Source organism: Streptomyces sp. NPDC088246 (assembly GCF_044741025.1).
GTDB lineage: Bacteria > Actinomycetota > Actinomycetes > Streptomycetales > Streptomycetaceae > Streptomyces.
The window spans coordinates 18316-43632 of the sequence record NZ_JBIURV010000050.1; the positions used below are offsets into that span (position 1 = coordinate 18316).

Consider the following 25317-nt stretch of genomic DNA (forward strand, 5'->3'; position numbering starts at 1 on the left):
TCACATTATCCGGCTGGCTCCGTGCGCGATACGACGCCTTTCGGGGCGGCCGAGGGGCGGTCCTGAGGGCGGTCCGGTGCTGGGATCGCTCGGGGAACGGTCGGCCCGGGGGCCGCCTACGGCGCCCGGCCCGTGCGGGGTCGGCACCGCCCGGTTCGCCCGCCGGCTGCGGGGCCGGAACGCGGCTGGTCCGCTGCCAGGGCACAGTCCCGCATTCCCGCGCGAACAGACGCGCCGTCACCCGGTCCGCCCCGGCAGTCGCACCAGACGTGACGACGGTCCGACTCGTGGCCGGGCACCCCGGACGCGGCTGGCTCCTGGGACACCCGATCGGAGCACCGGTGAACTGGTGAAATTCGAGGTGTCACCGCCAGTCGTGCGGGCCGTCCACGGTGGCAGGCTCCACCATCGAGTCAACCGGGAGGGACGGAGAACCGATGGCGCAGGACCTGCAGGAAGCCGCGTCGGCCGAGCCGGTGGCCAACAAGCGCATCAATGCCGGTGTGAGGCTCATGGGCTGGCTGACGACCACGGACCACAAGGTCATCGGCAATCTCTACATGGTCACCGCGTTCGGGTTCTTCCTGCTGGCCGGAGTGATGGCCATGCTCATGCGAGCGGAACTGGCCCGGCCAGGACTTCAGATCGTCGGCGCAGAACAATACAACCAGCTGTTCACCATCCACGGCACCATCATGATGCTGCTGTTCGCCACGCCGATGTTCGGCGGCTTCGCGAACGCCATCATGCCGCTTCAGATCGGCGCACCCGACGTCGCATTCCCCCGCCTCAACGCGCTCACCTACTGGCTCTTCCTCTTCGGCGGAATCATCGTGGTGTCCGGATTCATGGTGCCCGGCGGCGCGGCACACTTCGGCTGGTTCGCCTACGCCCCACTGAACAGTGCCGTCTTCTCGCCCGGCGCAGGCGGAGACCTCTGGACCATGGGCCTGGTGCTGTCGGGGATCAGCACGACCCTGGCATCGGTCAATTTCATCACTACGATCGTCTGCCTGCGCGCCCCGGGTATGACCATGTTCCGGATGCCGATCTTCACCTGGAACGTTCTGTTCACCTCGATCCTCGCGCTGCTCGCTTTTCCGGTGCTCGCGGCCACGCTGCTCGCCCTCGAAGCCGACCGGAAGTTCGGGGCGCATGTTTTCGACTCCGCGAACGGCGGGGCACTGCTGTGGCAGCACCTGTTCTGGTTCTTCGGTCACCCCGAGGTCTACATTGTCGCGTTGCCCTTCTTCGGAGTGGTCAGCGAGATCATTCCCGCGTTCAGCCGGAAGCCGATGTTCGGGTATTTCGGAATGGTGATGGCCACGATCAGCATCACCATGCTCTCGGCGGTCGTCTGGGCCCACCACATGTTCGCGACGGGAGCCGTTCTCCTGCCCTTCTTCTCCGCCATGTCGTTCATCATCGCCGTGCCCACCGGTGTCAAGTTCTTCAACTGGATCGGCACCATGTGGCACGGCAGTATCTCGTTCGAGACACCCATGCTCTGGGCGATCGGCTTCCTCGTGACTTTTCTCCTCGGCGGCCTCAGTGGAGTGCTGATCGCCTCACCCCCGCTGGACTTCCATCTCACCGATTCGTACTTCATCGTCGCCCACCTCCATTACGTGCTCTTCGGAACAGTGGTCTTCGCAATGTTCGGCGGCTTCTACTTCTGGTGGCCCAAGTTGACCGGACGCATGCTGGATGAACGCATCGGACGTATCCATTTCTGGACCTTGTTCGTCGGCTTTCAGCTGACCTTTCTGGTCCAGCACTGGCTGGGTGAGGCCGGAATGCCCCGGCGTTACGCCGACTATCTCGCGGCGGACGGCTTCACCCTGCTCAATACGATCTCGTCCGCCGGCTCCTTTCTGCTGGGCCTGTCGACACTGCCATTCCTGTACAACGTGTGGCACACCAGCCGTTACGCGCCGAAGGTCGAGGTGGACGATCCGTGGGGGTTCGGCCGCTCCCTGGAGTGGGCGACCTCCTGCCCGCCCCCGAGGCACAATTTCCGGGCTTTGCCTCGCGTGCGTTCCGACTCGCCGGCCTTCGACCTGCACCACCCCCTCACGCCAGAGCAGCCGGGCCTCGGCCGAGGCGCGTCCCACTCCGCATCGGGCGCCGCAGAGGGGGCGGGCGAATGAAGACCGAGGCCGTTCTCTTCGCCGGGGTCGCGGGGTTCTTTCTCGTGACCGATGTTCTCTACGCCGTGTGGTCCCGGGATCCGACAGGCACGGCGGCTCTTACCATCTCGTTCCTCATGGCGTCCCTGGTCACGTTCTTCTTCGCCACCAACTACCGGAGGAAGGGACTGCGCCCCGAGGACCGCGGGGACGGACACATCCATGAGCGGTCCGGTCCGGTGGACTTCTTTCCTCCGCACAGCATCTGGCCGTCGCTGACAGCCACAGGAACGGCCGTGCTCGCTCTCGGTGTGGTGTTCGGTCTGTGGCTCTTCGTGATCGGGCTGGGCCTGGTCCTGGCAGGGGTGTTCGGAATGGTCTTCCAATACGCGCGCGCCCAGGGCTGAGGGCGGCTCTCAGTCCTCGGGCTCGCGGACCGGCTCCGGCGGCGCGGTCCGCTCGGCGATCCGGGACCGTTGCTCGTCCGTGGCGGGCAGTTCCACGCGGTCCCCGTAGTACCAGCCGCTCAGTACGGACCGAAGCCGTCGCCGACGCGAGATCGGGCCCTGCGCGGGGAGCTCCAGGGGCGTCGGGACATCACGCATCAGGATGCGGTAGCGGGCTGTCGGGCTCAGGCCGCGGTGGCTCTCCGAGAGGTCGCCGTTCAGCGACTGGGTCACCTGGCCGGTCTCCACGCCCTCGGTCAGCCGACGGCGGTCTCGCATCTGAAGGGCGAGGCAGAGGCGTTTGGTCAGCGCGAAGGCCAGGAGCGGGGCGGCGATCAGCGCGGTTCTGAGGATCCAGATCATGACCTCGACCGAAACCCTGAACGAGAAGGCGACGACGTCGTTGCCGCCGGCGACCAGGAGAACGGCGTAGAAGACGATGGCCGCCACTCCGAGCCCCGTACGGGTCGGCCGGTTGCGCGGCCGGTCGCACAGATGGTGTTCCCTGCGGTCGCCCGTCACCCATTTCTCGAAGAAGGGATAGAGGAACAGCACGGTGAAGACCATGCCTGGCAGCACGATCGCCGGAATGAACACATTCCACATGATGGTGTGGCCCGCGATGTCGGTCTCCCACGGCGGCATCAGCCGGAGCGCGCCCTCCAGGAATCCGACATACCAGTCCGGCTGTGCGTTACCGGAAACCTGGTTGGCGCGGTAAGGGCCGTAGTTCCATACGGGGTTGATCTGGGCGAGCGCGCCCAGCAAAGTCAGTACGCCGAACACCATGAGGAAGAAACCTGTGGTCTTCGCGGTGAAGTGAGGAAACGCCGGTGCGCCGACGGCGTTCTCATTGGTCTTCCCCTGACCCGCCCAGTGCGTGTGTTTGAGGTAGACCACCAGGATGAGATGAGCGGTGATCAGCGCCACGATCAGGCCGGGCACGAGCAGGACATGCACGGGATAGAGACGGGGGATCACGTCATTGCCCGGGAACTGCCCGCCGAAGACGAACAGCTCCAAGTACGTTCCGACGACAGGGATCGACCCCACGATGGTGGCCGCCGTCCTCAGGCCCGTACCGGACAGCAGGTCGTCGGGCAGCGAGTAGCCCGCGAATCCTTCGAGGAGCGCGAGTACGAACAGTGTCACGCCCACGATCCAGTTGGCCTCCCGCGGCTTACGGAAGGCGCCGGTGAAGAAGATCCGCAGCATATGGACGGCGATCGCGGCGACGAACACCAGTGCCGCCCAGTGGTGGATCTGACGGATCAGCAGGCCTCCGCGCACGGCGAAGCTGATGTCGAGGGTCGTGGTGTAGGCCTGCGTCATCCTCACGCCCTGAAGGGGCGCATAGGAACCGGTGTAGACGCTCTCCATCATGCTCGGGTCGAAGAACAGGGTGAGGTACACACCGGTGAGGAGCAGGACCACGAAGGAGTAGAGGGCGATCTCGCCGAGGAGAAAAGACCAGTGGTCGGGAAAGGCCTTGCGCAGCAACTGCCTGGCCAGCTCACTGACGGGCAGGCGCGCATCCACCGCACCGTATCCACTGACCGCCGCCTGCCCGGCCCGGGCCTTCAGCTGCGCCTTACGCCTCCGCGGGGGCATGCACCACTCTCCCGTCGATCTTCCTTCCACCCCCCGCCCCCTATTGTTCCGGTTCGCCCTTTATGGGTAACGCATTACTCGAAGGGACTACGCAGAATCGCGGGATCGGCACCTGATCGGCCGACTTGGTCCTGACGTGCAGGGTGGGGCCGGTGCGTCGGGCCCACCCGCGAGCGATGCGCGGGGCCCCGCCGCCGCAAGGGGTGATGCGCGTCGCCCCATCGCCCTCGCCTGCATGACTCCGTTCGCCCGACCGGCGATCTCCATGGGCAGTTGACGGAACGCTGAACATCGACGACTTCCTCCTCAGCCGGCCGTCTCCGCGCGCATCCGGTCCGCGTCAGACCCCCACGACGGGAACTCTCAGAACCCCGGCACCCACGGCCGCCACACCGCCGGCCTTCCACGAGCGGGATGCGAGGTGTGCGCCACCGGCGTGCAGTGCCCCGCAGTCCGTCCGACTCCGGATCGCCCATGCGGGGGCCGGGCCGCGGCCCGTCGACGCGGCGACCGCACGGCCGCCCCACACGTGATGAAGATGGTCCACGAGATCGACGCCGAGCCGTCGCGCATCCGCCATCGGTGTGGCCGCCGTCGGCCGTCCTGGGGCAAGCGCGCATGCGGCTGTGGAGGACTGCGCCCGATGACCTGCCAGCACGTCGAGCACAGGCACTCCAACGCACCCGTCCACACCTGGCCGGTCGGCTGACCAGTCCCCCGCCGAGGCGTCAGGCGCGTGCTTTGCGGGCCGACATCCATGCGTAGACCAGGACACCCGCGAAGAGAAACAGCACGCCCTGGTAGACGGCTGCGTAGCCGGAGCCCGCCAGGAGCCATATGGAGAAGCCGAAGGCAGCCAGCGCGAGCACGGCGTCACGGGCGAGGCGAGCCGGGCGAACCCGGTCGCGCTGTCCCGAGACGAGGAAATACAGCTGGGCCGCCGTCGCCAGGAGGTACGGGACGGTCGCGGTGAAGGTCGTCACCAGCACCAGTATCTCGAACACACGCGCTGTCCCGGCCGTGTAGTTGTAGACAGTCAGCAACGAGGCGAGGACGACCGTGACGATCACACCGAAGATGGGCACACCCCGCCGCTTCACCCCGAAGCGTGCCGGGAACAGCCCGTCGCGGGCGGCGGCGTACCCGGTCTGGGCGCTGAGCAGCGTCCAGCCGTTGAGCGCGCCCACGATCGACACCAGCGCCGCGCAGGCGACTACCGCGCCGCCCCATGTGCCGCCGAACATGGCGTTGACGGCGTCGGTGAAGGGGGCGCTGGAGGTGAGCAGCTTGTCGTGCGCGACGGTACCGAATACGGCGAGGGTGCCCAGCAGGTACACCAGCGCCGCGCCGAGCGTGCCGAGGACGGTCGCCCGCCCGACGTTGCGCCTCGGATTGCGCACCTCACCCGCGCTGACCGCCGCCGACTCGACGCCGAGGTAGCTGAAGAGCAGGATCGCGGCGGACGCGGAGACCGCGCCGAGGGCGCCACCGTCCGTGGCCTGAAAGGGACCGAGGTTGTCCGGGTCGAAGAAGAACAGCCCGCCGATCGCGACCAGCAGCAAAGGCACGAACTTCAGCACGGTGGAGACGAGCTGCACCGCGCCGACGTAACGGGTCCCGGCGAGGTTGGCGAGAGCCGGCAGCCACTGCACGACGAGTGCGGCGGTCATCATCAGCCACGGCGAGTCGTGCAGGGGCAGCAGCACGTCCAGGTAGCCCACGGCGGTGACGGCGAGCGCCGCGTTGCTCACCCAGGAGGTGATCCAGTACGACCAGGCAGCCAGGAAGCCCGCGAAATCGCCGAAGGCCTCGCGCACGTAGACGTACGGCCCGCCGGTCCGCGGGTCGCGCTGCGCGAGCCGCCCGAAGACGAGCGCGAGTGCGATGGCGCCGATGGTGAGCACGCCGAAGGCGACGAGGCTGATGGTGCCGTACGGGGCGACGGACGCGGGGAGCAGGAAGATGCCGCCGCCGATGATGTTGCCCATGACCAGTGCGGTGGCAACCGGAAGCCCGAAGCGCCGGGCGTGCCGGCTGCCCCCTTCCCGCTCCGGGGACGCAAGCTGCCCCGTCCCGGCGGAGTCGGGGCCTTGGGTCGGGGCCGGAGCCGATTGCGAGACGGTTCCGGTGTCGTGCATGGGGATCGTGCGCCTTTCATCGTGCTGGGTACCGTCGCCTGCCCCGCGAGGCAGTGCCACGACCCCCGGTCCGCGCAGCGGCGGCCCAGCGTGCGGGCGCACGCCTGCTGCGGGAACCGCCGGGGGGAGGCTTCCATGCTCGGTTATCGGACACCGCACAACAAATCACCGGTGAATGTTCACCGAGGTGCTGGCCGCGACCGAAAATCGGACGGAGCTGAGCCCGCGCGGCCGCGCATCCTTCTCCATGGGCTCAAAGGCTCCAGCGCCCACTGCAGCCGGGGATCACCCTCCTGACGGGCCCGGAAGGCCCTGCGCCCACGACAAGTACGTCCCGCGAAACGAGGAATCGGACAGCGGCTTCCTCGGCTTCTGGATGCGGTGGGGATGTGCTCGTGACCAGCGGAATGAACCGCCCCAAGGAGCTGCGATCGGCGCACATGCTGATCGACGGCCGGCACAGCCGATTCTCGGGCCTCCGGAGGTGACCCCGGACGTGCCACCCCGGCAGAACCGTTTCAAGACTCCGTGTCGAGAGCTCGGTGTCAGGCGTCTTCACGGTAGAGGTCGCAGAGCAGGGCGACGGCGGCGTGAGTAGCAGGGTGGGGGTCATGCCGGCGCCAGATGAGGTGGACAGGAACGGGGTCGGCGTCACGCAGGGGCCGGTAGGCGATGCCGTCACGGCGGTACTGGGTGGCCGTGGCCTGTGGAGTGACGCCGACGCAGCGGCCGGTGGCGATGGCGGCCAGCCAGTCGTCGATGTCCTGGGTGTACTCCACGGCGGGGCGGAAACCGTCGGGCCACAGGTCCAGGGTGGTTGTGCCGGTGCGGCGGTCGACGACGAGGGTGCGCTCGCGGATTTCCTCCAGCCGGACACTGCGGCGCTTGGCCCATGGGTCGTCTGAGGCCAGGGCCACACAGCGACGCTCCTGGCCGACAAGGGCGTGGGCATAACGGCGGGTGTCGATGGCGGTGCGGACGACGGCCAGGTCGCACAGGCCCTCGGCCAGGCCACCGGTGGGGGTGTTGTGGCGGATCAGGTGCAGTTCGACATCGGGGCGGCGGTCGTGCCAGCGCCGCTGGAACTCGGTGGTGTGGCGGCCCATCGCCGACCATGCGTGGCCGACGCGCAGGCGGGCATGGCCAGTGGTGGCCAGGCGCACCAGTTCATCGGCGTCGGCGAGCAGGTGGCGGGCGCCGGCGAGTACCTGTACGCCGGCGGTGGTGGGGGTGACGGTACGGCTGGTGCGGTGCAGCAGCCGTACGCCGAGGATTCGCTCCAACGCAATCAGGGTGCGGGAGACCGCGGCCTGGGAGACACCGAGCTCGATCGCTGCGTCGGTGAAGCCGCCGGTGTCGACGATGGTGACCAGGCAGCGCAGGTGCCGCAGCTCAAGCTCCGTACGACCATTCATGCGCCAAGTGTATAGATGGTGCGTCCAATGCATTTTGCGTATGCATCGTCGTGGCAGATGGTCGTGTCATGACAGCCGATGCTCGTACCGAAATGACAGCCGGGGCCGCACCGCCGACGGCCCCGCCCCGGCTGTCCGGGATCGCCCTGATGCTGGGCAGCGGTCTGTCCAATCAGGTCGGGGCGTCGGTGGCCGCCCTCGCCTTCCCGGTCCTCGGGCCGGTAGGCGTTGTGGCGGTGCGCCAGTGGGTGGCAGCCGCTGTGCTGCTGGGCGCGGGCCGACCGAAGCTGCAGTCATTCACCACCGCGCAATGGCGGCCCGTGCTGGGCCTGGCGGCGGTGTTCGCCGCCATGAACCTCGCGCTGTACATGGCGATCGACCGGATCGGTCTCGGTCTCGCGGTCACCCTGGAGTTCCTCGGCCCGCTCACCGTGGCCCTGGCCGGCTCCCGCCGCCGTACCAATCTGGTCTGCGCCCTCGCCGTCGCCGCGGCCGTGGTGCTCCTCACGCGCCCCCGACCGAGCACCGACTACCTCGGCATAGGTCTGGCCCTGCTCGCCGCCGTCTGCTGGGGCTGTTACATCCTGCTCAACCGCACCGTGGGCGAGCGCCTGCCAGGCCTGCAGGGTTCGGCCGCGGCCGCGGCCGTCTCCGGCCTGCTCTACCTGCCCGTAGGCGTCGCGGTCCTGTGGCTCCACCGCCCCACGGCCCCCGCTCTGCTGTGCGCGCTGGCCGCCGGAGTGCTTTCCTCCGCCGTGCCGTTCCTGGCTGACCTGCTCGCGTTGCGCCGGATCCCGACCCACTTTTTCGGGATCTTCATGAGTGTCAACCCGGTGTTCGCCGCCCTGGTCGGCCTGTTCGTGCTGGGCCAGCACATCGGGATGGCATCGTGGCTGGCCATCGCCGTGATCGTAACCGCCAACGCCCTCGCCGTGGGCACAGTCGCTCAGCACCTCAAGGAGAAGACCGCCCCATAAAGGTGTTCACCGATCACACCCACCTTGAGCCTGCCTCGTTCTATGCCGCCCTCAAGGACACACCATCCGATGACCGGCCGTGGCTTCGACGGGCTCCGGCGTCCGTGGGCAACTGGGTCTCGGCCACCTGTCAGCCGGCTTCAACGGTGAGTGTCTGGTGCAGCGCGGCGAGGCCCTCGGTATAGATGCCGTGGAACAGGGCGATGGCCTCATCGTCGCTGATGGCGTTCGGAATGAAGGTGCCGGACCACTCCACGCGGGCCGCGTCCCGCCCGGGCACGTCATGCACGGTAAGGGTGGAGAGGTAACCGATGGCAGGGAAGGGGGCCCGGAGGATGGAGTAGCTGTAGGTGCGGGCCTTGTCGTCGAAGGACTCGAGACGCTCGACGATGACGCCGTCCTCGTTGGCGAGGGTACGGACGCGTCCGCCCTCGCTGAGTTCGCTGGTGGGGATGTAGGGCAGCCAGTCGGGAAGCGAGCCGAAGCCGCCGATGAGCTGCCGGATGCGGTCCGGCGATAAGGGAATGTCGATGGATGCGGTGGTTGTGGCCACGGGATTCTCCTGGGGAACCGAGTCAGGAGGAACGGTTTAGGCGGCGGGTACGGGCGCGGAGTCGGTGATCGGCTTCTGCTCGCGCAGCGCCGTCCAGAAGGCGGCCGGAACCGTCTCATCGAGAGCGGCGAGGTCTTCCGCGATGCGGCTGGGCTTCGTGGCGCCGGGGACCGCGGCCACCGTCGCCGAGTGGGCAAGGGAGAACTGCAGCGCGGCGGCCTTGACGCCGATCCTGTGTCGCTCGGCGAGTGCCTTGATCCGCTCCACCTTGTCGATGACGGCCGCGGGCGCCTTCTGGTAATCGAAGTGCGTTCCTCCGGCGAGGATTCCCGAGCTGTACGGACCGCCGACGACGATGTCCACACCCTGGGTTGCGGCGTCCGGCAGCAGGCGCTGCAGGGCCCGGTCGTGGTCGAGGAGCGTGTAGCGGCCGGCGAGGAGGAAGGCGTCGGGCTTCGGCTCGTCGAGATCGAGGGTGAGTTCCAACGGTTCTACGCGGTTGACGCCCAGGCCCCAGGCCTTGATGACGCCCTCCTCTCGCAGCGTCTGCAGGACGCGGAAGGCCCCCGTGCGGGCCGACTCGTGGGCGGCCGGCCACTCGTCTCCGTAAAAGTCCTGCGCAACGTCGTGCACCCACACGATGTCGAGGCGGTCGGTCCTGAGGCGCTTGAGGCTGTCCTCGATGGAGCGCAGGGTGGCTTCGGCGGTGTAGTCGTTGACCATCTTGTTCGGACGGCCGTGCTCGAAGAGTCCGCCCTTCTCGCCGAGGTCCCGGGCAGCGGGGTCCTCGATCTCGTCGAGGATGACGCGGCCGACCTTCGTGCTGAGGACGAACTCGTCGCGCGGGTGCTGTGACAGTACGTCGCCGAGGCGGATCTCGGAGAGACCAGCGCCGTAGAAGGGCGCGGTGTCGAAGTAGCGGATGCCCTGGTCCCAGGCGGCTTCGACGGTGGCCGCCGCCTCTTCGTCGGGGATCGCGCGGAACATGTTGCCGAGCGGAGCGGTGCCGAAACCGAGCGCACGCACACGGACGTCCTGCCCACCGCCCTTCGCGCCCTGCGCGAGGAACGCCCCGGTATTCACGTTGCGCTGTACGACCAGGAGTCGGCCGAGCAGTTCGAGGGCCTGCGCCAGCGCAGTCTGGACATCGCGCTGGTGCGCACACCGCCACCCGAGGACGACCCGGATCTGAAGGCAGCTCCTTTGCTTCAGGATCCGCTGCTGCTCGCGCTGCCCGTAGATCATCTCCTGGCCGGGCAGGCGGAGTTGACGCCCGATGTCTTGAACGGTCAGCCCTGGATCGCGGTGGGTGACTCACACGACCCGGCCTGGCGTGACACGTTCGTCGCGTCGTGCGTGGCCTCCGGCTTCACACCGGACATCCGCCTCGATGCAGCCGATCCGCTCACCGCCCTGGGCTTGGTCGCCTCCGGTCTCGGCCTTGCGTTCGTCCAGAGGAGCATGGTGCGTGGCACGAACGAAGGCATCGTGGTGCGTGAACTCCCCTGGTATGGGGGGTCGGTGCATCTGTGGGCGGTCCGGCACCGTGTCGATCTACGTCCCGTGGTGGCCTCGTTCCGCGAAACAGTCCTCGTGGAGCGAGGTGCCACCTGAGCGGAGGGAAGCAAGGGCCTTGGTGTCATCGACGTAGGTGTCGTCGTACGAGCTGTACCAACGCCGCCCGAGATGCGGCACTCCGGTCCGACGGTGGGCGTCATGAAGGTCTCCTCCTTCAGGACCTCCATGCAACCGTTGCACCCATCCGTAAGCATCGCTCCAGTGCTTGAACGCCGGGCGCCGATACCCCGAAGCGGGGCCTCGGTGCACTCGTTCAGCAGGGAGCCGCGGGACGGTTCACGGTCGGGCTCCACGCCCTATGCCCGAGGGTACGGAGCCGACCGGGGAACGAGACTGTCGCGGCTGTGGCGACCGCCTGAGTCCGGGCCGCGCGGCAGCGGCCCATCACCGCCTACTCGCTGCCGGCCACCCAGCCCTCGGAAAGTGCCGCGCGCAAGCGTTCGCCCGTTGCGGCAGCCTCCTCGTCCGTGAAGGACAGCACGCCATTCTCGGCCATCAAAGCGTGAAACTGCTGTTGGCGGTACGGGGTTCCCACAGGGAGGCCGGCGATATGCCAATGAAGATGTGAATTCCCCTGCTGACTTCCAAGGGACAGCAGGTACGTACGCTCGGGTTTCATCACCGCCTCCACCGCCAGGGCCACCTTCCGGACCACCGACATCAGTCGCAGGTAATCAGACTCGTTCAGATCGCGAACAGCGTGCTCGATGTGAGCCTTTGGGGCCACGAGCACCTTCCCCGGCACTGTCGGATACCGGTCAAGGAAGGCGACGTGCTGGTCGTCCTCATACACCGTGACATGCGCAGAGCCAGGGGCACCCGCCACGAACTCACACACAAAGCACGGGCCGCCACGCACCCCGGCCTCGTAGGCTTCAAGGTCATGGGATTGCTGCTCCGGTGACACACTCTCTCCTCTCCGCCGATCCGCTGAGACGGCAAAGCGTAAATCGCCAAGCGCGGGATCCGCGCCCCGGTAGACGCAGCCCCGCACGAGGGCCAGCAGGCCGGCACCCGGGCAGAGCCCGAGCACCCGCCAGTCGGCATACTCCGGCTCCAGTGCCACACCGCCGGTCATCAGGTCGAGGGAGGCCAGGCCGTGCGAGTTGTCCTCATCGCCACTATCGAACCGGACAAGGGAATCCACCAGATCCACTCTCGAGAGGTGCCTGCTCACGACGTAGCACGTCCTGCCGCCCAGAAAAGCCGGCATCTCAACGCTCCGCCTTCGATCAGCGGCAGCCACCTGCCGTTTCCGATCGACGGCTGCCGGCCCGCACGTGTCCAGTGTTCCGCGGCCGAGTGCATCCGTCAGTCGCAGGAGCCCGCACCCTGTGGTGGCCACGGTCGACGAACAGCTTCTCCAAGGCCCCGTGGCTTCAGGTCGATTTCGCCGAGATCGACTACATCGAACTCGTCTTGCGACCTCTGCCCCGAGGTGCGGGCTACCTGACATCCTTGTGCCAGCATGCCGTTGCCGCGAAGGAGTTCATGCTGATGAAGACGGAGCCCTTGAAGGACTGGTCGGAGCAGAACCGTGAGCAGCACTTCCACGAAGTGATGCGCGGCGGGTGGGCACGCTTGCGGCCCCATGCCCTGACATTTCTCCTGACAGGCCTGGTATCGGAAGAGACCCCGCTCGCCAGGAAGGACATGACGCGGTTTGTATGCAGCGCGTCAAACCCGGACGGGGATCTGAACCTCTCCTGTTGGGAGAACCCCTCGACTTGGGACGAGGACGAGCGGGCCGAAGTGCGCCGGCAGATGGCCGACGCAGCCCGATATGCCGCGCATTACGGACTGCCTCCACTCCAAACCAACGACGACGTGATCACGCTCTTGGTAGCGGCCGACGTCATCCACGAGATCCCCGGCAGGGACGGTGTGCTGCGCCTGCATCCTGCGCACCCGTTGCCCGCGCCCGCCGATGTCTTCCCGCTGACCGAGGAGGAAGCCGCCATCCAGCGCCGGTTGCGCTTCGAAGCCGCCTACGAAGACGACTCCTACAAGATCATCAACTTGTTCCATCCCGATGGGGACCGGCAATCAGAGCTCACTACCAGCCTTGAACGGCTTGCCCGCGCCATCGGCGGGGACCCTCACGACGCCCGCCAGGCCGTCCAGCTGCTTCTGAACGAAGGCGACTTCACCACCAGTCTCGACATCACGGACCTGCCTCCGCACAAGGTGTTCCGCCTGTGGTGCGACTGGACTCAGTTCGACGCCACCCGCATCGGTATCCACGGAATGACTGACGAAGGGCAGATGGAAGTCACCCTCCCGACCGATTTCCCGGGCCCGGAGGGCGAGCCCGCACCCCGGGAGTAACGCGCACCAGGTCACGATGCGCATGGTCCGGGCCGGGACGCACATGCCCGGACGATACGGCTGGCGTGGCATGCCCCGGGTATGCGAGGGACGACCGATGAACATCTGGGCGGTCTGCCGGCCCAGCCCGCCCCAGGGGTGCGCGAAAGATGACCGTGAGGTCTCGCGCACCCCAGTCCCGGACTTGACGGGTGTAGCCGCCCGGGTTGATCCGTTCCGCCCCCGCGTGCCCACGGCGCGGGCATGCGTGAGTGGGTGCAGCTTTCACATCAGCCGGTGGCGGATCTGATCCGGGCGTCCATGGACCCTGCGTCGGCAGCAGCGAAGCGATGGGTCGGCGTGATCCGGCCGGTCTCAGGGTCGCCTTCACGGGCATCGATGTACGTAAAGGCCCGTATGGTGCCGCATCACCGCCCGCACCAGCCATCACGCCGAGCAGCGTGGATTTGCCCCAGCCGTTCCGTCCGACAACCGCGGCGGTCATGAACTGCTGCCATCGCTGGTGATCAGTCTCAGGCCGTTCGGCCATCGGCCGCATCGGCTTGCGCCGACCATCCATGAGGCTGGTTCATCCGCCCTCATACCCGCAGCGGACCACCGGAATCACAACCCGGCCTCACACCTGACAAAGCCCTGGTTCTGTCCTGCGGATCAGGCCGCAGAATCATCAAAAGAGCCGATCCCTCAGTTTCCCAGCACTGCTTGCATCACGCGCTTCGCGATCGGTCCGCCCAACCGTCCGCCCGAGATGTCCGAGCGGGAGATGTCCATGTCCGTCGGATCGATGAAGACCGCAACCGCCACCGACGCCCCGTCCGCCTTCTTGCCGTACGAGACGAACCAGCCGTACGGCACCTCGTCATTCACATTCACACCGCGCTGCGCCGTGCCGGTCTTGCCACCGACCGTGACGCCGTCGATCAGAGCCCGTTGGGCGCTGCCCTCCTTGGCGGTGAACTCCATCATTTCCTGGACCTTCTTCGACGTCTCCTCAGAGACGGCCTGGCTCTTGAGTTTCGGTTCGTGCTTCTCCAGGGTCGACAGGTCGGGGCCGCGCAGCTCTTCGACGATGTACGGCTGCATCAGCTTGCCGTCGTTGGCGAGAGCAGCGGTCACCATGGCCATCTGCATCGGAGTGCTGGTGAGGCTGCCCTGGCCCATGCCCGTCAGCGCGGTCCCCGGCTTGTCCAGTTGGCTCGGATAGAGGCTTTTGGTGGCGAGCATGTCGCCGAACTCATCGGAGTAGACGTCGGCGTTGAAGCCGAATTTCTCCGCTGTCTCGCGCATCTTGTCCGCGCCGACCTTGGAGGCCGCGTCGAGGAAGACGTTGTTGCAGGAATACTGCATGGCGGTCTTCATGGACGCCTTGTTGCAGACCGCGTCGCCGGCTTCACTGCTGATCTTGTTCGAGGAGAGTGGCAGAGGGTACGGGGAAACGGCGTCGGACGCCGCGTCGACGTCGGTGACCACACCGTTCTCCAGAGCGGCGGCCGCCGTGAGGATCTTGAACGTCGAGCCGGGCGGGAAGGTCTCGCGCAGCGGGCGGTTGGCCAGGGGCTTGCTCTTGTCGTCGACGAGGCCCTGGAACCTGTCGCCCTCCTTGAATGAATTCCCGGCGAAGACGGACGGGTCGTAGGAAGGCGTGGAGACCAGCGCGAGTACCTTTCCGGTGCGCGGGTCAAGGGCAACGACCGCGCCGCGGGCACCGAGGTCGGTCAGCCCCTTGTAGCCCGCCTTCTGGGCCTTCGGGTTGATCGTGGTGATCACATCGCCGCTGCGGCGCTGCTCGCCGGTGAGAATGTCTTTGGCGTGCCGGAAGGCGAACCGGTCGTCCTGGCCGCTGAGCACGCTGTCGTACGTCTTCTCCAGCAGGGACATGCCCTGTGCCTGTGAGGCATACCCGGTTACCGGAGCGTACATCGCGCCCTGTTTGAAGGTCCGCTGGTACTTGAAGTCCGTGCCGGAGACCGCCTTCGAACCGGTGATCGGGTCACCACCCACGATGATGTCGCCGCGCGGGGTGGCGAACTGAGCGATCTTCACCCGGCGATTGTGCTCGTCAGTGGCAAGAGCATCGCTCTGGAAATACTGGAGCCAGTTCGCCCGGAGCAGCAAAGCCAGCACCAGCAGTCCACAGAAGACGGCTATGTGCCGCAACGGCCTGTTCATCGTTTTCTCGCTTCCCGAACCATTCGATCTTCAACAATGGAGATGCATCTGCGGACCGCGTGGTTGCACCAAGGCACCTTCGCTGCTCCTGCCCATGGACCGAACTACTGGGAGTTCTCCGGGCGGAAACCCTGGTCGTCGAGGTGACGGCGATTCTGGCCGGCCGAGGGTGCCCACACCGATGAGCGAGAGGTGACCGTGACCGGGTCGAGGGCCGATCTTCCCAGACGGCTCCGGCAGGTGTGCGGGCAGGTCATCGCAGAGGACAGCCACATTTACCGTTTCGATCTCCTCTACCACCGGGGCAGGCCGGCTGGAGGACGCCAGGTGGACGTGCCTGCGGCCGTCGCCCGGCAGCTGCCCGCGGACTCGACCCGCTGCGGCCGGACCTGGGCGCGCTCGCCGGGCCGCGTCGGGGCGTCTGCGGCACCGCTTGCCGGGCCGTCGGGGCGCCTGCGGCACCGGTCGCCGCCGACCGCGGATCCGCTGCGCGGGCTTCCACCCCACCGAGATCAGGCGCCGGCCAGCAGCACCTCCAGCGCCACAGCCGTATCCGGATGGCGACCGGCCAGTGCCGCGCCCGGCGGGCCGGGGTCCACCGTCTCCCACGTCCCGTCACAGCCCAGCAGGCTCGCCACCGCGTCGCACGCCGCGGTGGGCAGCGAGCAGCGTGCAACCGCGGCCGGCGTCCGCGCGCCGCGCCGTAGGCACGGCTTCCGGCTGCGCCCGCCACGGCGGTACCCACTCGTCCAGCGCTGCGAGCCGGCCGGGGAAGATCCGCCCGGCCTCACGGATCAGCAGCGGGGCCAGCTCGGCGCCGCCCGATCGCAGGGTGGTGATCAGGGTCGGCAGCCAAGGCAGGAGCACCGGGTCCGGCAGCCGTCCGAACGCGTTCGAGACTGCCTCCACTACAAAGTCGGTGAGGCCCGGGACGGGCTCCAGGGCATGTACGAAGCCGCTGAGGTAGCGCGGATAGGCGGGTACCACCAAGGGGTTGCCGAGCAGTTCGTCGCACCTCGCCCGAAGGTCCGCGCGGGAGAGGTGCCCGAGCTGCACCTGAGCCGCCCACAGCAGCGCCTTCTTCGGCGGCTCCTGCGGATGCGACTGGGCGAGGGCCAGCTCGAGTTGGGTCCGGTCGCAGCCCAGCGACAGCGCCAGACTCTCCATGCTGAACAGGAAGCCCAGCATCGCCGCCACTTGGCGGACGGTGGCGTCGTCGTCGGTGAACGCCGTCGGCAGCAGGGTGCAGTAGTGCGCGTACCCGGTCTTGACGAAGGACTCGATCCACGGCGGCGGAAGCGGACGACCTCCGCCTCGCTCTTCTTGTTCGTCACCACCGGGATGCGGACGAAGTTGAAGCGGCGCTTATGCCCTGCGAGGTTGGGGGCGCGGCTTGCGTTTCTTGATGTCCACATGGACCAGTTCACCTGGCCGGTCGCGTTCGTGGCGAACGCATCCGGGAGGCCCGAGGCAACAGCTGACGCGGCGAGGTCGAAGGACTCCAGGGTCAGCCTCGATGCCGCCACCGCCAAACTCAACAGCCTCACCCGGGCCCCCGCAGACGGCCGGGCCGTCCGCGTCGAGGCGCGCAAGGCAACCAGCTCATCCACCGGCTCCGCGACGTGGTCGGCGACCGTCACCATCGCCTGTCTCGGGTTGACCAGTTACGGTTCGGTTGCTTGGTCACGTGTGCTTTTGGCCAGCCGTACGGCGACGGGCTCCTACCGGCTCGATCGGCACGTTGAAAGCAGCTCGGTTGTGGTGTGGCCGGCACAGCGTGACGGGTGAGAACAAGGAGAGGCCGTATGGTCACGACGCAACCGGCTCCATGGCACAGGCTGGCGGTGCTCGCGGCTTTGATGCTGGCCGCCTTCACTTTCAACACCGCGGAGAATCTGCCGATCGGCCTCCTGGAACTCATCTCCCAGGACTTACGGGTGTCAGTGTCAGCGGTCGGCTACCTGGTCACCGGTTACGGCGTGACGGTCGCGGTGGCGTCCCTGCCGCTGGCCCACATCACGCGGGCCACGCCCCGACGTCATGTGCTCACCGGACTGCTGGTCGCGCTCATCGTGTCCAGTCTGGTCGCGGCGCTGTCCACCTCCTACTGGCTGCTGCTCGCGGCGCGGCTACTGACCGCGCTCGCCCAGGCGCTGTTCTGGGCCGTGATGGGGCCGGTCGCGGTGGGCCTGTTCCCGCCCGAGGTCCGCGGGCATGTGGTCGGGACGCTGTCCGTCGCCGGTTCGCTCGCCCTTGTGCTCGGTGTCCCCGCCGGGACTTGGCTGGGCCAGCAGAGCGACTGGCCCGTGCCACTCGTGGTGCTGGCGGGTCTGGGAGTCGTCTCCCTCGTGACGATCGCCGTCCTGCTGCCGACCTCGCGTCCGGAAGAAGGGCACGCCGCCCACGGAACCAGCCCCGACGCCCACCGGTTCGGGACCGTGCTGACCGCCGGCACCCTGTCCGCCACCGGCGCGTTCGCGGGATACACCTACATCGTCAAGTTCCTGGGCGAAGTGAGCGGGTTCTCCCCGAACACAGTCAGCGTCCTGTTCATGGCTTTCGGTGTCGCTTGTCTGGCCGGAGTGAGCATCACCGGGGCGCTGCTGGACCGCTTCCCGCACGCCACGCTGACCACCGCCGTAGCCACCCAGGCGGTGGGCATGCTCGGCCTGTACGCGGCTGGCACCGACCCCGCGGCAGCGGTGGTGTTCTTGGTGTTGATGGGTGGTGCACTCGGGCCGGTGTTCATGGCCACTCAGAACGAGATGCTGCGTTGCGCACCAGGCCGCACGGATTTCGCCCTCGCGGCCAACTCCGGTGCCTACAACGCCGGTATCGCGGCGGGCGCCGCGATCGGGGGACTGGTCCTGTCGCTCGCCGACGTGCGGGGCGCCTTTCTCGCGGGCGGGTTACTGACCGTCGGAGCCTGCGCGGTGCTGCTCGGCGAGTGGCTGCTGCCTGCAGCGAAGGCGGCACGGACTGCAAAGGCCCGTCCGAACACGCGAGCCCGGACAGCGGACCGAGGCCGGAGCCCCTCGACGCCGCGGAGGCGGACCTAGCGGCCGCACCGTGGCAGCTTGCTTACTCCGGAAAATGCATCAATGCCTTCCAGGAAGAGTTCCGATCCATGCGCACGCTTCCCAAAGAGAGGGCTGTGGGCGATGCGCCGCACGTCGGATACGGGCATGGATTCCTGGCATACGTCGTGTGGCAGCCGTGCCGCATCACTGCTGAATGCGCCGACGCCGATCCCATCTGGCTGCCGCAGGTAAGACTTGCCGGCATGCCCGTGCTTGGCCGTTCTCCCCTGCACCGACGAGCGACGTTTAGTTGCCACGCCCCTGTACCTCGCATACACCCCCGCTAAGGTCTCCGTCACCGAAAGGGTGTACGCGCCCCGCACTTCCTGCTTAGACGCAGCATTGAGGCCGCGATGCCGACCCCAGCGGACCAGGATCGGCAACCGCAAGCAGTTCGGTTCCCAGGGCGGTCGGCCGGTGAAGTTCGACAAGACCGACTACCGCGAACGCCGCGCGGTCGAATGCGGCACAAACCATCCCAAGCGCCACCGGGCGGTGGCGACGAGGTAGGGCAAGCTCGCAGTGGAGCAGACGCGCGGCGAGGCCGGCCCGAGCCAGTGGGGCCGGTCCCGGACACCGGCCCATCGTCACCCGGAGCGCTACTCGATAACGAGCTCGACCGGGATGTTGCCTCGGGTCGCGTTGGAGTAGGGGCAGACCTGGTGAGCCTGCTCGACCAGCTTGCGGCCGGCGGCCTCGTCGACGGTCTCGGGAAGCTCCACTCGCAATGTGACCGCGAGACCGAAACCCTCACCCTGCTTGCCGATGCCGACCTCACCGGTCACGGCGGCGTCACTGACATCGATCTTGGCCTGACGGCCGACGAGGCCCAGGGCACTGGCGAAGCAGGCGGCGTAACCGGCGGCGAACAACTGCTCCGGGTTCGTGCCCTGACCGCTGCCGCCCATCTCCACCGGGATGGCCAGCTGCAGATCCAGCTTGCCGTCGGGGGTGACGGCGCGGCCCTCTCGGCCGTGGGTGGCGGTGGCGACGGCGGTGTAGAGCGCTTCCATGAAAGCGATTCCTCTCGAAAGTCATGTCCCAGCGGCACTGTCCAGCCGCTTCCACCCCAGGAAAGCACACAATTAAATTGTGCACAATCCAGTGGTGCGCAGGGTTATGCTGGATCCATGACCTCCATGCCCAGCCCGAGCCGTGAGGCCCTGTCCGAGGCCGACTACCTCCGCCTCGACCAGCAGATCTGCTTTTCCTTGAACGCTGCGTCACGCGCCTTCGGCAGCGTGTACCGCGCACTCCTCAAGGACCTTGGGCTCACCTATCCCCAGTACCTGGTAATGCTGGCGCTCTGGGAGCACGGCGAACTGCCGGTGAAGACGCTGGGAGAGCACCTGCGGCTCGACTCCGGCACGCTGTCACCGCTGCTGAAGCGGTTGGAGGCGGCGGGCCTGGTACGGCGCGAGCGCAGCGCCCAGGACGAACGGTCGGTGCACATCCACCTCACGAACGAGGGCACGGCACTGCGCGAGCGGGCGCTGGCCGTGCCGCGCCGGATCGTCGCGGCAACCGGCTTCGACCTCGACGAGATCAGCAACCTGCGAGCCCGCCTCAACCGACTCACGGCAGCCCTGGACACGGCGGCACTGGAGGAGAACCCGCGCTGCGCCGACACAGTGTCCGAGAAGTAGCGTCGTTCACCAGGCGTGGGCGGTTCTGCAGGGGATCTTCGCGGGAAGGGGGGTGCGGCGTCCTGGGCGATGGCTCTGTTGCAGGCGAGGCAGCGGACTCGGCGGGATGTGCGGTGGGCGAGACGGTGAGGGTGAAGGTCTTGTACTGGTCGGCGCGGACCACGATCTGGTTGTGGGTGCGGTTGCGTCCGCGTTTGCAGTGCCGGCGCATCTGCCCGGCAAGGAATGGGTCATCGGACCAGGCGTCCCGCTTCAGCAGCTTGAACAGTCGCGTCCGCTCGGCCTCTTCCCTAGATGATCAAGCCCAAGGGCTCAGTGATCGTACGAGGTGAGCCGGCGGGGGCTTGCTTGTCCGGTGTGGTCGTTGTGCCGGATCACGGCAGTCAGCGCGAGTATGCGCTGCATCACGCGGGTGATGACGCCGCGGGGTGTCCGTCCTCGGTGGTGCTCGAGGTCGAGCTGTCCCTTGAAGGTTTCGTTGACGGATTCGATGACCTGCCGCAACGGCTTGAACAGGGACCCGCCGGGCCGCTGACGTTCGCCCTCGCGGGTTGGCCGTAGCAATCGGAGGCCCTGTGCGGGGAGTTCGTGTTCGAAGGCGCGGCCGTAGTACTTCTTGTCTCCGATCAGGGTCTGGCCGGGCCGGGTGGCGAGGATGTGCGACTCGGCCGCGAGCAGGTCCAACAGGGTCTCGCGCTCGTCGGCCTTGGCCCCGGTCAGGGCGAAGGCGACCGGCAGGCCCTGGAGGGTGCACACCAGGTGCAGCCGAAGGCCCCAGAAGAAGCGGCTGTGGCTGGCGCAGTAGCCGTACTGCGCCCATCCGGCCAGATCGGAGCGTTTCACGGTCTCCCGCGAGCGGCCGCATTTCACGGGTGTGGAGTCCACGACCCACACATCGTCGCTCCAGACGGAGGTCCTGGTGGCCAGGATCCGGGTGACCCGGCGCAGCAGTTCGGCGGCCTTGCGCAGCCGCTTGTTGTAGCCGGATTGCTGCGGCAGGTACGGGAAGAGATGCCGCAGGTGGACCCGGGCATGCATCCACCTGGCCTCGGAGGTGAAACCGAGCATGGCCTGCATCATCGCCAGGGTGACCAGCTCGGCGTCGGTGAGCTGTGGCGCGATCCCCACGGCCGGCCGCTCCGGAGCCAGGTCCGGACGTGCTTTCAGCAGATCGTCGGTCGTCGCATAGAGTGCCGTCGCGAGGGTGTCCAGGTTGTTCGTCACAAAACGATCTTGGACGCCCTCGTTCTGTGACGTGAGTTGCTTGATGGCGTCAATTACCCGGTGCTGGTTGGCGTCCGGCTCGGTGATCGGCGGCGATGCGTCGGCTGCCTCTCACTGGCGGCAAGGACCGGGCGCGACGGCTCGCCGAAGGGCACCCCAGTGTCGGCGCCGCGACCGGGGGCGCTGTTAACGAGAGGCGAACCACGTGACGGATATCGGAGAGTGACGAAGCGTGAGCTGGTGACCAGCAACCATTACCACGCGTTCATGGATTTTCGGCCCGCTTGGCGTCTCGGACTAGACCTCCCCGCAAATCAAGATCACGAGTCTCTGGCCTGGCACTTTGCTCTAGTTGGCACCTGGTTCGCCTCTCGTTAATGGCGCCCCTACTTCACCCGCAGTGCCCTGGACTCGATGGCGGACTGGCGCACCCCGCCCGCTCGACCCGGTCTACCCGGTGGTCTTCGTGGACGCCGCGCACGTGAGGATCCGCGACGGCCAGGTGGCGAATCGACCGATCTACGTCGCCATCGCGGTCACCGCCGACGGCTACCGCGAGATCCTGGGCCTGTGGGCCTGTGGGCCTGTAGGCCGGCGACGGGGCCGTGGGCGCCAAGTTCTGGGCCCAGGTCCTGACCGACCTGCGCAATCGCGGCGTGAAGGACGTGCTCATACTGGTATGCGACGCCTGACCGCCCTGCCCGAGGCCGTGGCCCAGATCTGGCCGCAGACCGTGGTCCAGCGCTGCATCGTCCACCTGATCAGATCGAGCCCGCGTTACTGCTCGCGGCGGGACTGGGCCGAGGTCGCCGCCGACCTCAAGCCCGTCTACACTGCGGCCGACGCGGACCAGGCCGAGCGGCGCCTGAAGGACTTCGACGCGAAGTGGGGCGGCAAATACGGCTCCATCGCCACCGCGTGGCAACGGGCCTGGAGTGAGTTCACCCCGTTCCTGTCCTTCCCGGAAGCCATTCGTGAAATCGTGTACACCACCAACGCCATAGAGTCCTTGAACGCCCGCTACCGCAGGGCCGCCACCGCCTGCGGGCACTTCCCCTCGGAACAGGCCGCCCTCAAGCGCCTGTACCTGGCCACCCTCGCCCTCGATCCCACCGGACGCGGCAGGCAACGCTGGAACAACAAGTGGAAGAAGGCGCTCAGCGAGTTCGAGCTGCTCTTCGACGGCCGCCTGACCGCCGGACGAGTGTAGGCCGACCAGACCAACCATCAACTACTAGACCGAAACGGTGAAAAACACCTAATTCAGGATAGACCCGACCAACGCAGAGGCGGAGGACCTGCACGCCTTCCGCTACGTCCACGCGAGCTGAGTGTTGTCAGTGGTCGTGGCGATCGCAGTGGTCATGACGCCCGTCGCGCCCGTCGCCGTCGTGCCCGTGGTGCTCGTGGTGCTTGATCGCGGTGGTGTCGGTGGCGGTGTGGGTGGTGGTGTCACCGCCTCCAGTGACGGTAGCGGTGTTGGTGACCCGTGCACGGGCGTTGCAGGAGACCTCGACCTTCAGGGTGACGGGCGGGTAGCTGTGCCCGGCAGGCAAGACGTCGCTGCGTGTACAGGTGAGGGTGGCCAGAATGCAGTGCCATCCCCTGCCGGTGATCCTGTCGGCCCAAAGACCTGCGGGGAGGATGTCGTGGACGGTGACCGTGGTGCCATTGGTCGGGCCGGCCACGGTGACGTTACCCACAGTGATGGCGTAAACGCCACCCTCGCCCCGGGTGAAGGTGTCCGCGTGACTCTTGGCGATGGTCAGGAAGGGTTGGCCGACCGGGATGACCGTAAATGTGAGGTCGGTACTGCCGGTACTGTCGGTGCCGCCGGGGTCAGTAGTGGCGGTGTCACTGGGTTCGGTGAGGCCGGTGGTGGTGAAGGTGTCGATCACCGGCACCGTCCCGTCGTTGACCTGGGCGACGTAGGCGCGCTGAACCGTGGCGGTCCAGGCTGTGGCCAGGACGATCGCCAGGACGGCCAGCCTGGCCATCATGACCGCCCCCGTCTTGCGGGCCCGCACCCTCAGCCACAATCGAAACATGCCGCCCATACCTCCCGTGCCGCGGCTTGCTCCAGCCCGCCCTCTCCCCTGCCTGAACACCGACATCTCCGCTTCCAAACCGTCGATAACAAGCCGTAGATACTCATCGCGACATGAATATCACTTTATGCTTCCGCAAGTGGGCTCGCGAATACGACACGGCGGTGATCGCGGCGAGCACACGAGAGTCGACAAACACAGTGGGTGGGCGAGTGGTGCGCCGAGGTCACAGCGCCCGCGAGGATGGCGCCGGCGCAAAAGGAGCGGTGACGCGCTCGATGACGACCGTCATGCGTCGCCCACGGAGCAGATCAGCCGGCTGCGGGGGCGGGGCTCGGTCGGAGTGGTCACCGGCGGCGCCGGAGGAACTTGGAGAGCAGAAGGCACAGAGCTCTGAGGACGAGTACTGAAAGCCCGGCGACCACAGGGGTGGGGAAGTGCCCTTGCTGGGCGGCCGACGCGGCGACCGCTCCGGCGCTACCGGGAGGCGTCGGGAAGGTGACGGTGGCGCGCGTGGTGTGCTCGACCAGCCGCTTTTGAGCGTGAGCGCCGCGGTCCACGGGCCGTCCGGCAGCCGTGCGTCCAGCGGGACGACCGCCTCCGCAAGGTCGCCCGGAGCCAGTGTGGTGCCCATCTTGGCGGCCGAGAACGGTCCAGCGCGCAGTCCGCCCGGCCCGTCGAAGAGGGAGAGTGCCCCGCTGATGTCCAGGGCACGGCCCCCCGTGTTGTGGATCCGGGCGCGAACCTCCCCCCGCCCGTCGCGGGCTCGGGTCGGATAAAGCCGCTCGATCTTGAAGTCCGAGGGTGGCTCACCACCGGGACCGACGTCGATGTACATACGGACGCCCACCCGGCCCAGCATCGTCAGATTGTGCGAGCGGTCCGTGGGGGTGCCCGTCTGCGCCCAGATGACGCCGTATCGCTCCCCGGCGGCGGCGTCCCTGGGCACCCGGATGGTGGTGCGTACCCGCGCCGTTTCGGAGGCCGCCAGCTCAAGGTCCGCCGTATCGAGTGACGTCCAGCCGTGCGTCCCGTCTCGGCGGCCAGGTCCTTCAGCGGGAGCGCTGTGGTGCGGTAGCGGGCGGCGGGCTTGCGTCCGTTCCCGCTCCAGGCCGGTGCGGTGGGCACGGCGTCGTACCGATGGGCGGATTCATCCGCTCTCACCGCGACGATGAAGTCCAGTCCGCGGTCGGCCAGAGCCTGCCGGAACGCAGTGTTCTGGCCATATCCGGCATCCGCGACGATCACCTTGGGTTCCAAGCCCCAGCCGATCGCCTCGTCGATCAGGTCCAGGGCCAGACGCCACTTCTCCCGGTGTCCCAGCTCATCGGGCACGCCTGCCCCGGCCCGACGCGCGGTGTCGTCCTGCCACTCGGCCGGCAAGAACAGCCGCCACGAGATCGGCACCGAGGCGGTGTCGCTCGCGGCGTGCAGGCTGACCGCGACCTGGCAGTTGGACTGCTTGCCCAGCGCTCCGCACCACTGCCGGGCCACCGCCACCGACATCTTGCCGTCCTTAAGGAACGACACGTCATCGATCACCCAGACCTCGGGATCCACGACCGGAACCGTCTTGACGGCCACCGCCCGCAACACCGCGGCGTGGTCCCACGGAGACTGGTTCACGAACTGCTGCAAGGCCTGCATATCGCCGTCCGGCAGCCGCTCGGCCATCGACTGGATCGACTTCCTTCGGCCGTCCAGCATCAGCCCACGCAGATAGCAGTCTCCCTTCGCCCGCTGATCCCTCCGCGGCACCGACCCGAACACCTCAGCCACGAACTCGGCCAAGTCACCCCGGAGTTGCTCGATCTCCCCCAAGCCCACACGAGCAGCATGCCTGACCCAAAATCCAAGATCAAATCAACCTAACGAAGTACTACTAGTAGGGCTTTGTTAGGTCCTGTGGTGGGGTTCGGGGGTTGGTGCGGGTTGGCCGCATATCGAGCAGGCGCCGGTCCAGGTGGCCAGGAGG

Annotated in this window: 21 protein-coding genes and 2 pseudogenes; 10 read left to right on the forward strand and 13 right to left on the reverse strand. The window is 67.4% G+C overall.

Annotated elements, in window-relative coordinates; translation table 11 throughout:
* Nucleotides 1-512: 512 nt before the first annotated feature.
* Together ctaD and ACIPEK_RS38225 are read left to right on the forward strand one after the other, a co-directional pair.
* Nucleotides 513-2150 carry a cytochrome c oxidase subunit I gene (gene ctaD, locus ACIPEK_RS38220; RefSeq protein WP_402006152.1) on the forward strand — a complete coding sequence of 546 codons (1638 nt, stop codon included), beginning with the start codon at nucleotides 513-515 and terminating at the stop codon, nucleotides 2148-2150.
* Nucleotides 2147-2536, forward strand: coding sequence for a cytochrome c oxidase subunit 4 (locus ACIPEK_RS38225; protein ID WP_402006113.1), 390 nt, complete (start codon nucleotides 2147-2149; stop codon nucleotides 2534-2536). Before ctaD ends, ACIPEK_RS38225 begins: the two co-directional genes overlap by 4 nt.
* Nucleotides 2537-2545: 9 nt before the next feature.
* Here ACIPEK_RS38225 and ACIPEK_RS38230 read toward each other — a convergent pair whose 3' ends face one another.
* From ACIPEK_RS38230 to ACIPEK_RS38240, 3 genes are all read right to left on the reverse strand, one after another.
* Nucleotides 2546-4186 (reverse strand): cytochrome bc complex cytochrome b subunit, encoded by a 1641-nt coding sequence (locus tag ACIPEK_RS38230; RefSeq protein ID WP_402006116.1) that lies wholly within the window; start codon nucleotides 4184-4186, stop codon nucleotides 2546-2548.
* Nucleotides 4187-4914: 728 nt separating this feature from the next.
* Nucleotides 4915-6324 carry an amino acid permease gene (locus ACIPEK_RS38235; RefSeq protein WP_402006119.1) on the reverse strand — a complete coding sequence of 470 codons (1410 nt, stop codon included), beginning with the start codon at nucleotides 6322-6324 and terminating at the stop codon, nucleotides 4915-4917.
* A 545-nt stretch (nucleotides 6325-6869) separates the two neighbouring features.
* Nucleotides 6870-7739, reverse strand: a complete 870-nt coding sequence (locus tag ACIPEK_RS38240) for a LysR family transcriptional regulator (protein WP_402006122.1) — start codon at nucleotides 7737-7739, stop codon at nucleotides 6870-6872.
* Between the two features lie 149 nt (nucleotides 7740-7888).
* On the opposite strand from ACIPEK_RS38240, the gene ACIPEK_RS38245 reads away from it, so the two are divergent.
* Complete coding sequence (locus ACIPEK_RS38245) at nucleotides 7889-8716, forward strand: EamA family transporter (RefSeq protein WP_402006155.1); 828 nt, start codon at nucleotides 7889-7891, stop codon at nucleotides 8714-8716.
* A 130-nt stretch (nucleotides 8717-8846) separates the two neighbouring features.
* On the opposite strand, the gene ACIPEK_RS38250 is transcribed toward ACIPEK_RS38245, so the two are convergent.
* Nucleotides 8847-9269, reverse strand: a complete 423-nt coding sequence (locus ACIPEK_RS38250) for an SRPBCC family protein (RefSeq protein ID WP_402006125.1) — start codon at nucleotides 9267-9269, stop codon at nucleotides 8847-8849.
* A gap of 36 nt (nucleotides 9270-9305) precedes the next feature.
* Complete coding sequence (locus ACIPEK_RS38255) at nucleotides 9306-10256, reverse strand: aldo/keto reductase (protein WP_402006158.1); 951 nt, start codon at nucleotides 10254-10256, stop codon at nucleotides 9306-9308.
* A 90-nt stretch (nucleotides 10257-10346) separates the two neighbouring features.
* Here ACIPEK_RS38255 and ACIPEK_RS38260 point away from each other — a divergent pair, with 90 nt between their 5' ends.
* The gene (locus tag ACIPEK_RS38260) at nucleotides 10347-10883 is read left to right on the forward strand and encodes a LysR family substrate-binding domain-containing protein (protein WP_402006161.1); all 537 of its coding nucleotides are present in this window, start codon (nucleotides 10347-10349) and stop codon (nucleotides 10881-10883) included.
* Between the two features lie 355 nt (nucleotides 10884-11238).
* On the opposite strand, the gene ACIPEK_RS38265 is transcribed toward ACIPEK_RS38260, so the two are convergent.
* On the reverse strand, nucleotides 11239-12003 hold the full coding sequence (locus tag ACIPEK_RS38265) for an HIT family protein (RefSeq protein ID WP_402006128.1): 765 nt from the start codon (nucleotides 12001-12003) through the stop codon (nucleotides 11239-11241).
* A 335-nt stretch (nucleotides 12004-12338) separates the two neighbouring features.
* On the opposite strand from ACIPEK_RS38265, the gene ACIPEK_RS38270 reads away from it, so the two are divergent.
* Nucleotides 12339-13175 carry a DUF6042 family protein gene (locus ACIPEK_RS38270; RefSeq protein WP_402006131.1) on the forward strand — a complete coding sequence of 279 codons (837 nt, stop codon included), beginning with the start codon at nucleotides 12339-12341 and terminating at the stop codon, nucleotides 13173-13175.
* Between the two features lie 684 nt (nucleotides 13176-13859).
* On the opposite strand, the gene ACIPEK_RS38275 is transcribed toward ACIPEK_RS38270, so the two are convergent.
* On the reverse strand, nucleotides 13860-15344 hold the full coding sequence (locus ACIPEK_RS38275; protein WP_402006134.1) for a peptidoglycan D,D-transpeptidase FtsI family protein: 1485 nt from the start codon (nucleotides 15342-15344) through the stop codon (nucleotides 13860-13862).
* Nucleotides 15345-15856: 512 nt separating this feature from the next.
* Nucleotides 15857-16646 (reverse strand): annotated as a pseudogene (locus ACIPEK_RS38280) (hypothetical protein); the annotation flags it as partial.
* 21 nt (nucleotides 16647-16667) lie between these two features.
* Here ACIPEK_RS38280 and ACIPEK_RS38285 point away from each other — a divergent pair.
* Entirely contained in the window at nucleotides 16668-17132 is a 465-nt protein-coding gene (locus ACIPEK_RS38285) for a hypothetical protein (RefSeq protein ID WP_402006173.1), read from the forward strand.
* 17 nt (nucleotides 17133-17149) lie between these two features.
* A complete protein-coding gene (locus ACIPEK_RS38290) occupies nucleotides 17150-18403 on the forward strand; it encodes an MFS transporter (protein WP_402006137.1) in 1254 nt (417 codons plus the stop codon).
* Between the two features lie 620 nt (nucleotides 18404-19023).
* Here ACIPEK_RS38290 and ACIPEK_RS38295 read toward each other — a convergent pair.
* The gene (locus ACIPEK_RS38295; RefSeq protein WP_383079252.1) at nucleotides 19024-19437 is read right to left on the reverse strand and encodes an organic hydroperoxide resistance protein; all 414 of its coding nucleotides are present in this window, start codon (nucleotides 19435-19437) and stop codon (nucleotides 19024-19026) included.
* Between the two features lie 117 nt (nucleotides 19438-19554).
* Between ACIPEK_RS38295 and ACIPEK_RS38300 the strand changes: the two genes are divergently transcribed.
* Entirely contained in the window at nucleotides 19555-20070 is a 516-nt protein-coding gene (locus ACIPEK_RS38300; protein ID WP_402006140.1) for a MarR family winged helix-turn-helix transcriptional regulator, read from the forward strand.
* A 312-nt stretch (nucleotides 20071-20382) separates the two neighbouring features.
* On the opposite strand, the gene ACIPEK_RS38305 is transcribed toward ACIPEK_RS38300, so the two are convergent.
* Complete coding sequence (locus ACIPEK_RS38305; RefSeq protein WP_402006143.1) at nucleotides 20383-21294, reverse strand: IS982 family transposase; 912 nt, start codon at nucleotides 21292-21294, stop codon at nucleotides 20383-20385.
* Between the two features lie 605 nt (nucleotides 21295-21899).
* Here ACIPEK_RS38305 and ACIPEK_RS38310 point away from each other — a divergent pair.
* Nucleotides 21900-21986, forward strand: coding sequence for a transposase (locus ACIPEK_RS38310; RefSeq protein WP_402006164.1), 87 nt, complete (start codon nucleotides 21900-21902; stop codon nucleotides 21984-21986).
* Entirely contained in the window at nucleotides 21974-22504 is a 531-nt protein-coding gene (locus ACIPEK_RS38315; protein ID WP_402006167.1) for a transposase, read from the forward strand. Before ACIPEK_RS38310 ends, ACIPEK_RS38315 begins: the two co-directional genes overlap by 13 nt.
* A gap of 127 nt (nucleotides 22505-22631) precedes the next feature.
* On the opposite strand, the gene ACIPEK_RS38320 is transcribed toward ACIPEK_RS38315, so the two are convergent.
* The 3 genes and pseudogenes from ACIPEK_RS38320 to ACIPEK_RS38330 all read right to left on the reverse strand — a co-directional run.
* A complete protein-coding gene (locus ACIPEK_RS38320) occupies nucleotides 22632-23342 on the reverse strand; it encodes a hypothetical protein (RefSeq protein ID WP_402006146.1) in 711 nt (236 codons plus the stop codon).
* Between the two features lie 226 nt (nucleotides 23343-23568).
* Nucleotides 23569-24291, reverse strand: a complete 723-nt coding sequence (locus ACIPEK_RS38325) for a hypothetical protein (protein WP_402006176.1) — start codon at nucleotides 24289-24291, stop codon at nucleotides 23569-23571.
* Between the two features lie 71 nt (nucleotides 24292-24362).
* A pseudogene (locus ACIPEK_RS38330) lies at nucleotides 24363-25169 on the reverse strand (IS701 family transposase); the annotation flags it as partial.
* Between the last annotated feature and the right edge of the window lie 148 nt (nucleotides 25170-25317).

What these genes read in the sequence shown, in the direction of transcription:
- ACIPEK_RS38230 (WP_402006116.1), bottom strand. Translation starts at nt 4,186, where the DNA reads ATGCCCCCGCGGAGGCGTAAGGCGCAGCTGAAGGCCCGGGCCGGGCAG.
- ACIPEK_RS38320 (WP_402006146.1), bottom strand. Translation starts at nt 23,342, where the DNA reads ATGTTTCGATTGTGGCTGAGGGTGCGGGCCCGCAAGACGGGGGCGGTC.
- ACIPEK_RS38275 (WP_402006134.1), bottom strand. Translation starts at nt 15,344, where the DNA reads ATGAACAGGCCGTTGCGGCACATAGCCGTCTTCTGTGGACTGCTGGTG.
- ACIPEK_RS38270 (WP_402006131.1), top strand. Translation starts at nt 12,339, where the DNA reads ATGCTGATGAAGACGGAGCCCTTGAAGGACTGGTCGGAGCAGAACCGT.
- ACIPEK_RS38300 (WP_402006140.1), top strand. Translation starts at nt 19,555, where the DNA reads ATGACCTCCATGCCCAGCCCGAGCCGTGAGGCCCTGTCCGAGGCCGAC.
- ctaD (WP_402006152.1), top strand. Translation starts at nt 513, where the DNA reads ATGGGCTGGCTGACGACCACGGACCACAAGGTCATCGGCAATCTCTAC.
- ACIPEK_RS38235 (WP_402006119.1), bottom strand. Translation starts at nt 6,324, where the DNA reads ATGCACGACACCGGAACCGTCTCGCAATCGGCTCCGGCCCCGACCCAA.
- ACIPEK_RS38295 (WP_383079252.1), bottom strand. Translation starts at nt 19,437, where the DNA reads ATGGAAGCGCTCTACACCGCCGTCGCCACCGCCACCCACGGCCGAGAG.
- ACIPEK_RS38245 (WP_402006155.1), top strand. Translation starts at nt 7,889, where the DNA reads ATGCTGGGCAGCGGTCTGTCCAATCAGGTCGGGGCGTCGGTGGCCGCC.
- ACIPEK_RS38225 (WP_402006113.1), top strand. Translation starts at nt 2,147, where the DNA reads ATGAAGACCGAGGCCGTTCTCTTCGCCGGGGTCGCGGGGTTCTTTCTC.
- ACIPEK_RS38315 (WP_402006167.1), top strand. Translation starts at nt 21,974, where the DNA reads ATGCGACGCCTGACCGCCCTGCCCGAGGCCGTGGCCCAGATCTGGCCG.
- ACIPEK_RS38240 (WP_402006122.1), bottom strand. Translation starts at nt 7,739, where the DNA reads ATGAATGGTCGTACGGAGCTTGAGCTGCGGCACCTGCGCTGCCTGGTC.
- ACIPEK_RS38255 (WP_402006158.1), bottom strand. Translation starts at nt 10,256, where the DNA reads ATGTTCCGCGCGATCCCCGACGAAGAGGCGGCGGCCACCGTCGAAGCC.
- ACIPEK_RS38290 (WP_402006137.1), top strand. Translation starts at nt 17,150, where the DNA reads ATGGTCACGACGCAACCGGCTCCATGGCACAGGCTGGCGGTGCTCGCG.